Raw genomic sequence first — 9,530 nt, forward strand, 5'->3', positions numbered from 1 at the left:
ATACATTATTTGGCCTGACGCATACGGAGCCGTCGACAAACGCGGCATGACCCGGGCGGACAATCGTTTTTATTCGAATTCATCGAGAAGCAAGGACTTCTAGCCTCGCATCCATGCAAAAACGCCTCGTTCCGGCGATTTATCGTCGAGAACGGGGCGTTTGCTGTTTCAAACGGGGTTAGGGAGTGTAAAAGTTTTGTGTGTAGTAGATGTGCATCGAGCCGCCAAAGCTGACGCCTACGCCAAGTCGCTTGATATCGCTCAGAAGGTTTTTGCGGTGGCCCTCCGAGTTCATCCAGCCATGGTGCGCGAAGATGGCGCTGGCTTGTCCGGCGGCGATATTCTCGGCTGCCGCACGGTAAGTAATGCCGTCCTGCTTCATCCGGTCGAACGGGCTGTGTCCGCTCGGATCGTTATGGTCGAAGTAGCCTTGGGCTCCCATATCCTGACTATGCTTACGGGCTGTGTCGGCCGCTTTGTCGTCCCAGACGAACGGCTGCAAACCGAGCTTCACTCGGGTGGCGTTCGCAAGATCAAAGCTCTCAAGCTCGAACGAGCGTGCGAGCGCGTCGCTGCCTTCCGGATAAAAGGAAGCAAACGCCTGCTCCGTCGGTTTCTCGATGACCTGCAAGCCCGTGACCGTATTGTCGCGATAAATATCGTAAAAAAAGGTGACATAAGCTCCGGCGATTTCGTACGTGCCATATTCGCCTTGGCCGTAATTAATCATGAAGCGGGTATTTCCCTTCATAATATAAGAAACCGGACGACCGTACTGCTTCTCGACTTCGGCTTTGCCCAAGCCGTCGGCGATTCCTCGGTCCGTTCGCCAGTTGGCTGAAGGCGAATACAAGGCAACGACCTTGCCACCGCTGACGCCGATTTGGGCATAATCTTTATAGTCCTGGTTGTATATATACCATTGGAAGCCATATTCGCTTGCGTCTTTACGCGCAGGCTGCCCGAGCTTCTGCACGACTGCATCGGCGGAATCACCGATGGCCACGCCTTTGACCGAGACGACGGCTTGAGCTTGGGAGGCCACCGGAACGTCCGGTGCTTCCTTGGAAGTATCGGGGGCGGGACGGAGTGCGGAAACGTTTTGCTTCAGATTGCGGATGAATTGAACCGCTTCCGCCCGCGACAGGTGATCCGCCGCTTTGTAGCCTTCGACGGTCGCAGCCGTTTTCCCCCGGGACAGCCCTTTATCGAGCAAGTAGCGGATGGAATCGTTCAAATTAAGCGCTTGCTGCTGCGTTGCCGCGATCAGCCGGGCGACATGGCCGCGATTGTAGGAATTCCGGTCCGTATTTTGGAGCAGCGGCCAATGGCGGGCAGTAGCATAGGAATAATAAGGCTCGTACCACGGCGCACCGGAGTCGGGCGTGGGGACAGCATTGTCCGGATAGGCGCGCAGCAGCATCGCGAGAAATTCCGGCTCGGAGACGTCGGCATTCGGACGAAACGTTCCGTCCTCGTAACCGTTGACGATGCCGTTTTTCACCGCCCACGAGATCGTGTCGGCGCCCCAGTGACGGCTTGTATCGGTAAACGCGGAAGCGTCGGCGGCATGCGAAGGAATGGAAGCGGAAAAGACGGAAGCGAGGCTCAGGGCAATGGGCAGAGCATAAGTTAACCAACGTTTGTTCAAAGCGCATTCTCCTTTTGCCTAAGATGATATCGTTTCCATTAACTATATAAGCCGTTTCTTTCCTTGTCTATGTTAATCTTAACCAGCAAAGGCGGCACAAAGGGGGCGGAAGACGGGCAAACGAAATAAAAAGTTGAAATGAAAGCGCTTGCTGTTGGGCGAAACTTCGATTGCCCAGTCATAATTGGCGGCGAGCCCGCATACTTAATCTGAGACCGTAGGACAAAAAAGCATCATCCTTCAAAGCCGACATGCACAAAGGGGGTAGCGTCTTGATACAATTCCAGGATGTGAACAAGCACTATGGTCATTTTCACGTATTGAAAAACATCAATTTGACGATTGAAGCAGGCGAGGTCGTTGTCGTGATCGGACCGTCCGGTTCGGGAAAAAGCACACTGCTCCGCTGCATCAACCGGCTGGAGACGATATCCGGAGGGGAGCTGACGGTAGACCAGATCAAGGTACACGACAAGAAAACCGACATCAACAGCCTGCGGCGCAACATCGGCATGGTATTCCAGCATTTTAACTTGTATCCGCACCGGACGGTGCTGGAGAACATCACGCTGGCCCCGATGAAGGTGCTCGGTCTCCCGCGTCAGGAGGCCGAAGAAACGGCTATGATTTATTTGAACAAAGTCGGCATTCCCGAAAAAGCAAAATCTTATCCGTCGCAGCTGTCGGGCGGACAGCAGCAGCGCGTGGCGATTGCGCGCGGGCTCGCCATGAAGCCGAAGATCATGCTGTTCGACGAGCCTACGTCGGCGCTCGATCCGGAGATGATCGGAGAAGTGCTCGACGTCATGCGCGACTTGGCCCAGGAAGGCATGACGATGGTCGTCGTCACCCACGAGATGGGCTTTGCCCGCGAAGTGGCCGACCGGATTGTCTTTATGGATCAAGGGCAAATTCTCGAGACGACGCCTCCGGCCGAATTTTTCGAGAGTCCGCGCGAGGAGCGGGCGCGCACGTTCCTTAGCCGGGTGTTGAATCACTGATTTGATTTTCGAATTCCTAACATGGAGAGGAGACTGGATTGTGAAAATGCTGAAAATGAAGAAGCTGTTTTCCTTAACGCTCGTTTCGATGCTTATGATGACGATGATGGCGGGCTGCGGCACCAAACCGGCGGAGCAGCCGGGGGCCGGAGGCGGAACGCCCGCGAAGCCGGAAGCGGCTGCTTCTACAATTGAAGCGATTAAGAAACGCGGCAAGCTTGTAGCCGGGGTCAAATACGATACGAAGCTGTTCGGGCTGAAAGATCCGGGCACCGGCAAGGTCGAAGGCTTCGACATCGATATGGCCAAGCGGCTGGCGAAAAGCATTTTGGGCGACGAAACGAAGGTCGAACTGAAGGAGGTTACCTCCAAAACGCGCATTCCGATGCTGCAAAACGGCGAAATCGATATCATCATTGCCACAATGACGATCAACGAAGAGCGCAAGCAGCAGGTCGATTTCACCGATGTTTATTTCAAAGCGGGCCAGTCGCTGCTCGTGAAGAAAGGCAGCGCGATTCAGTCGATCGCCGATCTGAAGAAGGGCTCGAAAGTTATGGCGGTCAAAGGCTCCACGTCGGCGGTCAACATTCGGGCCAAAGCGCCCGAAGCGACGGTGCTTGAGTTCGACAATTACCAGGACGCGTTCACCGCGCTTAAGGCCGGTCAAGGCGATGCGCTGACCACGGACAATGCGATTTTGCTCGGGATGGTGAAGCAGGACCCGAACTTCCAGCTCGCCGGGGGCAATTTCACCGACGAGCCGTACGGGATGGCGATCAAGAAGGGCGACAGCGAGTTTGTCGCTTACGTCAACAAGTTCCTGAAGGACATGAACGCGAGCGGCGAATACGACAAACTCTATGAGCAGTGGTTCGGAGAAAAGCCGGCGAAATAACAAGCCAAGCTTATATCCTTGTTGTCCGAAGGGAGGCTCAACCGGACATGAACGACCAGCTTTTGCGGTTCGATATTTTGATCAAGCATTGGGATACCTACATGCTCGGCTTCGGCAATACGGTCAAAGCGAGCATGATCGCGCTGCTGGCAAGCTTTATTTTGGGAACGGTTATCGCCATATTTCGGATGGCTCCGCTGAAGCCGCTTAACTGGCTAGGCACGGCATACGTCGAGTTTATCCGCAACATTCCTCTGCTGCTGATCGTTCTGTTGATTTATTTGGCGGCTCCGACGCTCGGTCTGCCGTTCGACGGCTTTACGTCGGGGACGATCGCGCTGTCGATCTATACGGCAGCCTTCATTGCCGAGGCGATCCGGGCGGGCATCCTGGCCGTTCCGCAGGGTCAAACGGAGGCCGCACGTTCGTCGGGGCTGACGTACTTGCAAACCATGCGTCACGTGGTGCTCCCGCAAGCGATCAAAATCGTCGTTCCGCCGCTCGGCAACCAATTTTTGAACCTGGTCAAAAATACGTCCGTGCTGGGCGTCGTCGCAGGTCTCGACCTGATGTACTTCGGCGACATCGTTTCGACGCAGACGTTCGTCACGTTCAGCGTCTACATTTTTATCGCACTGTTCTATCTTGCGCTGACGATTCCGTTAAGCTTGGGCGTCCGATATTTGGAGAAACGGATGGCGTTCTAACGCCCGGCGCGGGAGGAAGGGGGAAGCGACATGGACTTCGCCGGAGCCTACGCCCCGGAAAATCTCAAGTTTCTGATGCAGGGGCTTTATGTGACGTTAAAAGTGGCCTTTTTCTCGGTCATATTCAGCTTTATCCTCGGCGCTCTCGTCGGCACGCTCAGATATGCGCGCGTTCCCGTGCTTTCTCAGGCGCTGGCGGTGGCTGTAGAGACGATCCGCAATTTGCCGCTCCTGCTCATTATCTTTTTCACGCGCTTTGCGCTGCCCGAGGTCGGGCTGAAAATGTTCCAAAATGCCGAGTACGCCGCAATCGTAGCGCTTACCGTGTTCGAAGCGGCGATGATTGCCGAGATTGTCCGCAGCGGACTGCTGTCAATCGAGAAGGGGCAGATGGAAGCGGCCCGTTCGTCGGGGCTCACCTACGTTCAGGCTTTGTGGCATGTGATTTTGCCGCAGGCGTTGCGCCGGATGGTGCCGCCGCTCGTCAGCCAGTTCATCTCGCTGCTCAAGGATACGTCGCTGGCGACGGTTATCGTGCTCGCCGAGCTCATGCACAATATGCAGATCGTAGCTGCGAAAAACCCGAACTGGGTCATCCCGGTTTTTATCGCCGGAGCGCTGATCTATTTTGTAGTCAACTACGTGTTGTCGCTGTTGGCCAAGCGGTTGGAAGTCCGGCAAACGTAGAATGGAATAAACTGGTTGGATGTCAAAAAAGAACCGCTTGCTGTGCTCCCTTGAAAGGGGGATGGCGAGCGGTTCTACTTTTCATGGACTACGAGGCTACTTCTTCTTGCCGGTGTCGCAAGCGCCCGCCTCGCGGGATACCGTCTCCTCCGCCAGCTTGTCGCCGAATTGGTCCAAGCGTCCCGGCTGGCTGGCCGGTCCGTCGTTGTCCGGCTTGTTGTTTCTTCCTGTCATGGCTGCTCACCTCCATTCTATTGGTTAGCGTACCAAGAGGAGGGGGGAATTATTTCATCATTTTAGCCAAGCCTTCGATTTGAGGATGAAGGCCAGCGCGGCGAGCCCAAAAGCCGCCACGACGCCTTCCAGCAGCCAGATGTTCAATTTCATTCCTTGACTGAGCCCCGGCAAAAAGTCGATCAGCGCATGAATCCCGATCGCATATGCCAAATACAACAGCTTGCGGCTGCGCACGGCGTAGAGCACAATCAGCGACATAGCGATCTGAATCAGCAGCGCGGCAACCCGTTCGATTCCGCCTAAGGCAAAATGCGAGGCGGGCGTCGTGAGCAGCAGCGACTTCACGGCGAGCAGCGGTTCGCTCGGGGCGCCCGAAGCGAGCAGCTTATCGAATTGTCCGGCATTGATCAGCAGCGACATATAGAGCGATTGCACGCTGCCCAGCAAGCCGATGAGCACGGCTTCGATCCCGCCGTGGCCGAGCCCGAGCGCGATGCCGTCCTTCCGCTCCCGGTTGCGTTTAAGCCAGAAGCGGAAGGCGATGTAGCGCCCGGCTTCCTCGAAGATGCCGGCCGCCAATGCGCCATACGTTGCCAAGGCCAGCGGATTTCGGCTCATGAGGCTTGCAGTGTACGGATTGCCCTGCAGAACGTAAACATGGAGTAGCTTCTCTAGCACCTGGCTGAACAGGATAAACACCAGAATGCCGATGCCGAATGCTTTGAGCGAAAACTTTTCTTTGCGGTAGTAAATGATAAATAAGGCTGCCGGCACGCCTATAGACAATACGGCGGTCGTGATCATGAATAGAATGGACCATGAGCTGACCATGGGGGGTCACTTCCTTTCTCGGGGTCTTATTGCCATACAAGCAGACCTGCTGTTAAGGTGACGATTCCGACCGCGGCTACGAACAGCTCTGTCAGCGGCAGCGACCGTTTGGCCAGCCGGACGGAGACTAGGTTGAATGCGGTATGCGCCGGGATCATCAGTAGGAGCAGCCATGGCATATGGGCGATCAGCAGTGTGCTGCCGATGTGGAACATGCTGGCGAAAAGGCGCTCCAGTACGCCCCATAGCGGCGAGCTGTTCATTTGGCCGGTCGCTTCGAGGAACGCCTTGGCCTGCATCGCTTTTTCGTCCGTTCGCTTGATGATGGAGGCGAGGACGATCCCGTTGACGACGGCGAACACAACCTCGATGGCCGCCCAGCCTTGACCAAGGGAAAGGACGGAGTCGAGCGAGAAGCCGGTGATCCAGAGCGTCAGCAGCCGGACGCCTTCCTCCAACGGACCGGAGGCGGCTGCGACGAGCAGGCCGGCGCGCTCTTTCGGCTGCTTGCGGACAAGCAGCGCAATCGGACCGCGAAGCAGGAGCGCGGCCCACCAACCGGCCGCACCGATCCCGAAGGCGGCCCAATCCGCCGTAAGTCCGGCATAGCGGAAAGCGAGCCAGAAGGCGGCGGGAACGGCCAAATAAAGCGGAATCGCCATATAAAAGCGGCGTCCGATACGCTTGTAGTTGTCGGTCGGTTCGTTAGATGTTGTTCGGGTTGGATTCATGAGCGTCACTCTTTTCCTTCCGAATCGGATGCTTGCGGCTCCGGAATGAAGATGGTGGTGAATAAGCGCCGCCGTCGTCCGGGTTCGGGAGACTTCGTCATGGCTTCCCGAATCAGAGGGCGAAGGGCCTGAGCGAATTCGGCAAACTCTTCGTCCGTCAAGTATAGCGGCACCTGCCGATAGCCGACGCCGTCTGCCTCCAAGTCGAAGGCGGGCTGCTGTAAATAGCGCCCGTAATCGTCCACCAGCGAGGCGACAAACGTCATGAAGTAGCGCAGGTTATCGTCCCGGTCGGCATGGGCCAAATCTGCCGCGGACAGGACGGCTTGCTTATCGGGCAGCGCATAAATTTTTTCCACCGTTCCGCGCACCTGGCGTTCGTCGGCTACGATCAGTACACCGCCCTTGTACAGCTTGTTCAAATGCCGGTACAGCGTCGCTTGGGGAATGTCGGGCAGCGCTTCGACCATTTCGAGCGCGGACATGCGTCGTCCGCCGACCAGCAGCCCAAGAACGCGGAAGCGGACCGGATGTAAAATCAGGTCGGCTTTGGCGTCTTTCATACAGCCTTCACCTCTTACATTATCGTTATCAATAATGATAATAATATAATGTGCTCCTTTTGTCTAGGGGGTAACGGAGGCGGGGGATACACAGGAAAAGAGCGGACATGCTTGAGTAAAAACGGGCAACATAGGGTAAGGAAAAAGAGAAAGCCATTCCATACAAAGGAGCGATGGAGGATGAGCAGAGCGATCCAAGCTTATTTTCATACCGAAAACGAAGCCGAGGACGTTCGGATCAAGCTGCAAACGTACCGGGTGGAGCAGGTTGAAATCGGACAGTTGGACGAGGCGCCGGACCGGGATACGCCGCTGCTGTTTCCGATTGCTGTCGTAGGCACGGGGACGATTCCGGCCGGAGTCGGTTATGCGGGCAGCGAAGTCGGACCGATCGCCGCAACCGGCGCGGCCGCAGCCGGGGCTTATCTCGGCTTCCGCACGCTGGACGAAGCCGGACACGACAGAGACGGCGACGGCGTGGATGACCGGGAGCTCCGCTACGCGCTGAGCGCGAAGGTGGCCGAGGAGCAGTACGACGAGATCGTCGATCTGATCCGCCGTCATCGGGGGCACGTGGCCAAGCTCGACTGAAGGCTGCTTGCTGTTTGCTGCGTGCGGGAAAAAAATGCCCGCTTGCGGCACGGAAGCGTGTTCCGGCCGGCAGCGGGCATAGACGCGAACTTAAAAGCTTTAAGTGCGGCGCCGCGTCAAATGAATGAACGTAATGGCAAGCGCCAGGACAAGCACCGATCCTTTGATGATATCAAAGGCATAGTAAGGCAGGTTGAGCATCGTCAGCCCGTTCAGCAGCACGCCGATCAGGACGGCGCCAAAAAACGTGCCGATCACGTTCGGCTTCCCTGCGCCGAGCACGGAGAAGCCGACGAACACGGCGGCGACCGACTCCATCAGCAGCGGCGCTCCGGCGTCAATCTGGCCGGAGCCGACGCGGGCGGCGAACAGTATGCCGCCGATGGCGGCGAAGATGCCGGACAGCACGTAAGCGAACGTGCGCACGCGGTTGACGGCGATGCCGGAGAGGCGCGCGGCTTCCTGGTTGCCGCCGGTCACGTACATTTGGCGGCCCCAGCGGGTGTACGTCAGAAAGACGTGGACGAGAACGACGGCGATAATCATCAGCACGACCGGCACCGGGATGCCAAGCAGCTTGCCCTGGCCGATCCAGAGGAACGTCTCGGTGAATTTGCCGGGCGCTTTCGTTCCGTCGGTCATCTGCATGTTGTTATAGATCGAGAAGCCTTGGGTATACGTTTTGTGCACACCGCCGATGATGTACATGACAGCTAACGTCGCCAGCAGGTCCGGGATGCGGACTTTGACGATCAAGAGCGCATTGAGCAGTCCGATGACGATGCCGATCAGCAGCGGGACAATGAGTACGACGATAAGCGGGAACTGGAACCAGACCATCAGCGTCGCCGTGACGACCGTCGTCAGCGAGACGGTAGAACCGACCGAGAGGTCGAATCCGTCGACGATCTGCGAGAAGGTAACGCCGATCGCGATGAACGTCACAATCGAGATGGAGCGGAGAATGTCCGCCATGTTGTCGTAGGACAAGAAATTTTCGTTGACGATAGAAAAGATTGCAATGACGGCGGCGATGATGAACAAGGCCCCGTATTTATAAGAAACATCCAGCCATTTGCCTTTCACTTGCTTATGCCTCCCCGCTGCTTGCATAGTACAATATTTTCTCCTGCGTCGCTTCGTCGCGGGACAGCTCCTTCACGATCCGTCCGTAGCTCATGACGAGAATCCGGTCAGCGATACCGAGAATTTCCGCGATTTCGCACGATAAATACACGATGCCTTTCCCTTCCTGGGCGAGTCGTCCGATCAAGCGGAAAATATCGCTTTTAGCGCCTATGTCGACGCCTTTGGTCGGTTCGTCGAACAAATAGACCTCGGCGTCCGTCGGCAGCCATTTGCCGACTGCCACCTTCTGCTGGTTGCCGCCGCTCAAATATTTGACCTGCTGCTCCCGGTTCGGCGGCTGAATCCCGAGCTCGGCGATGCGGGCGTCCGCATTCTCCGTCTCCTTGCGGCGGTTGACGAAGCCGAGCCGGCTGAGCCGCTCAAGGAGCGTCAACGCGAGATTCGCCTTCACCGACAGCTCGACGAGCACGCCTTGCTTGCGCCGCTCCTCCGGGATGAGCGCAAGCCCCGCGCGGACGGCGTCGGCCGGGGCGCGGAGCTTCAG

General features: G+C 56.9%; 12 protein-coding genes. 5 read left to right on the forward strand and 7 right to left on the reverse strand.

Annotated elements, in window-relative coordinates:
- Positions 1-178: 178 nt before the first annotated feature.
- Positions 179-1,651, reverse strand: a complete 1,473-nt coding sequence (locus tag PEL01S_RS20745; RefSeq protein WP_127461655.1) for a CAP-associated domain-containing protein — start codon at positions 1,649-1,651, stop codon at positions 179-181.
- A gap of 272 nt (positions 1,652-1,923) precedes the next feature.
- Here PEL01S_RS20745 and PEL01S_RS20750 point away from each other — a divergent pair, with 272 nt between their 5' ends.
- Genes PEL01S_RS20750 through PEL01S_RS20765 form a run of 4 tightly spaced genes read left to right on the forward strand, consistent with a single transcriptional unit; the run spans position 1,924 to position 4,944 of the window.
- On the forward strand, positions 1,924-2,652 hold the full coding sequence (locus PEL01S_RS20750; protein WP_127461656.1) for an amino acid ABC transporter ATP-binding protein: 729 nt from the start codon (positions 1,924-1,926) through the stop codon (positions 2,650-2,652).
- Between the two features lie 46 nt (positions 2,653-2,698).
- Positions 2,699-3,550, forward strand: coding sequence for a glutamate ABC transporter substrate-binding protein (locus PEL01S_RS20755; protein ID WP_127461667.1), 852 nt, complete (start codon positions 2,699-2,701; stop codon positions 3,548-3,550).
- 47 nt (positions 3,551-3,597) lie between these two features.
- Positions 3,598-4,257, forward strand: coding sequence for an amino acid ABC transporter permease (locus tag PEL01S_RS20760; protein ID WP_127461657.1), 660 nt, complete (start codon positions 3,598-3,600; stop codon positions 4,255-4,257).
- Between the two features lie 30 nt (positions 4,258-4,287).
- Entirely contained in the window at positions 4,288-4,944 is a 657-nt protein-coding gene (locus tag PEL01S_RS20765) for an amino acid ABC transporter permease (protein WP_127461658.1), read from the forward strand.
- A 96-nt stretch (positions 4,945-5,040) separates the two neighbouring features.
- Here PEL01S_RS20765 and PEL01S_RS34590 read toward each other — a convergent pair whose 3' ends face one another.
- The 4 genes from PEL01S_RS34590 to PEL01S_RS20780 are packed head-to-tail and all read right to left on the reverse strand — an operon-like array spanning position 5,041 to position 7,306.
- Positions 5,041-5,178 (reverse strand): hypothetical protein, encoded by a 138-nt coding sequence (locus PEL01S_RS34590; RefSeq protein WP_010495774.1) that lies wholly within the window; start codon positions 5,176-5,178, stop codon positions 5,041-5,043.
- Between the two features lie 57 nt (positions 5,179-5,235).
- Entirely contained in the window at positions 5,236-6,012 is a 777-nt protein-coding gene (locus PEL01S_RS20770) for a YhfC family intramembrane metalloprotease (protein WP_239551400.1), read from the reverse strand.
- Positions 6,013-6,038: 26 nt separating this feature from the next.
- A complete protein-coding gene (locus PEL01S_RS20775) occupies positions 6,039-6,743 on the reverse strand; it encodes a YhfC family glutamic-type intramembrane protease (RefSeq protein WP_127461659.1) in 705 nt (234 codons plus the stop codon).
- A gap of 5 nt (positions 6,744-6,748) precedes the next feature.
- Entirely contained in the window at positions 6,749-7,306 is a 558-nt protein-coding gene (locus PEL01S_RS20780) for a helix-turn-helix domain-containing protein (RefSeq protein WP_127461660.1), read from the reverse strand.
- Between the two features lie 180 nt (positions 7,307-7,486).
- Between PEL01S_RS20780 and PEL01S_RS20785 the strand changes: the two genes are divergently transcribed.
- Positions 7,487-7,897 (forward strand): hypothetical protein, encoded by a 411-nt coding sequence (locus PEL01S_RS20785; protein ID WP_063178376.1) that lies wholly within the window; start codon positions 7,487-7,489, stop codon positions 7,895-7,897.
- A 99-nt stretch (positions 7,898-7,996) separates the two neighbouring features.
- Here the strand turns inward: PEL01S_RS20785 and PEL01S_RS20790 are convergent, their stop codons facing one another.
- Together PEL01S_RS20790 and PEL01S_RS20795 are read right to left on the reverse strand one after the other, a co-directional pair.
- Positions 7,997-8,983, reverse strand: a complete 987-nt coding sequence (locus PEL01S_RS20790; protein WP_063178429.1) for an ABC transporter permease — start codon at positions 8,981-8,983, stop codon at positions 7,997-7,999.
- 4 nt (positions 8,984-8,987) lie between these two features.
- Positions 8,988-9,530: ATP-binding cassette domain-containing protein (locus PEL01S_RS20795; RefSeq protein ID WP_164824302.1), on the reverse strand; the 543-nt coding region annotated here is incomplete at its 5' end.

The organism is Paenibacillus elgii NBRC 100335, assembly GCF_004000865.1.
In the GTDB taxonomy this organism is placed as follows: domain Bacteria; phylum Bacillota; class Bacilli; order Paenibacillales; family NBRC-103111; genus Paenibacillus_G; species Paenibacillus_G elgii.

Coding starts and splice junctions, on each gene's coding strand:
- PEL01S_RS20775 (WP_127461659.1), bottom strand. CDS start 6,743: ATGAATCCAACCCGAACAACATCTAACGAACCGACCGACAACTACAAG.
- PEL01S_RS20755 (WP_127461667.1), top strand. CDS start 2,699: ATGCTGAAAATGAAGAAGCTGTTTTCCTTAACGCTCGTTTCGATGCTT.
- PEL01S_RS20765 (WP_127461658.1), top strand. CDS start 4,288: ATGGACTTCGCCGGAGCCTACGCCCCGGAAAATCTCAAGTTTCTGATG.
- PEL01S_RS20780 (WP_127461660.1), bottom strand. CDS start 7,306: ATGAAAGACGCCAAAGCCGACCTGATTTTACATCCGGTCCGCTTCCGC.
- PEL01S_RS20770 (WP_239551400.1), bottom strand. CDS start 6,012: ATGGTCAGCTCATGGTCCATTCTATTCATGATCACGACCGCCGTATTG.
- PEL01S_RS20785 (WP_063178376.1), top strand. CDS start 7,487: ATGAGCAGAGCGATCCAAGCTTATTTTCATACCGAAAACGAAGCCGAG.
- PEL01S_RS20760 (WP_127461657.1), top strand. CDS start 3,598: ATGAACGACCAGCTTTTGCGGTTCGATATTTTGATCAAGCATTGGGAT.
- PEL01S_RS34590 (WP_010495774.1), bottom strand. CDS start 5,178: ATGACAGGAAGAAACAACAAGCCGGACAACGACGGACCGGCCAGCCAG.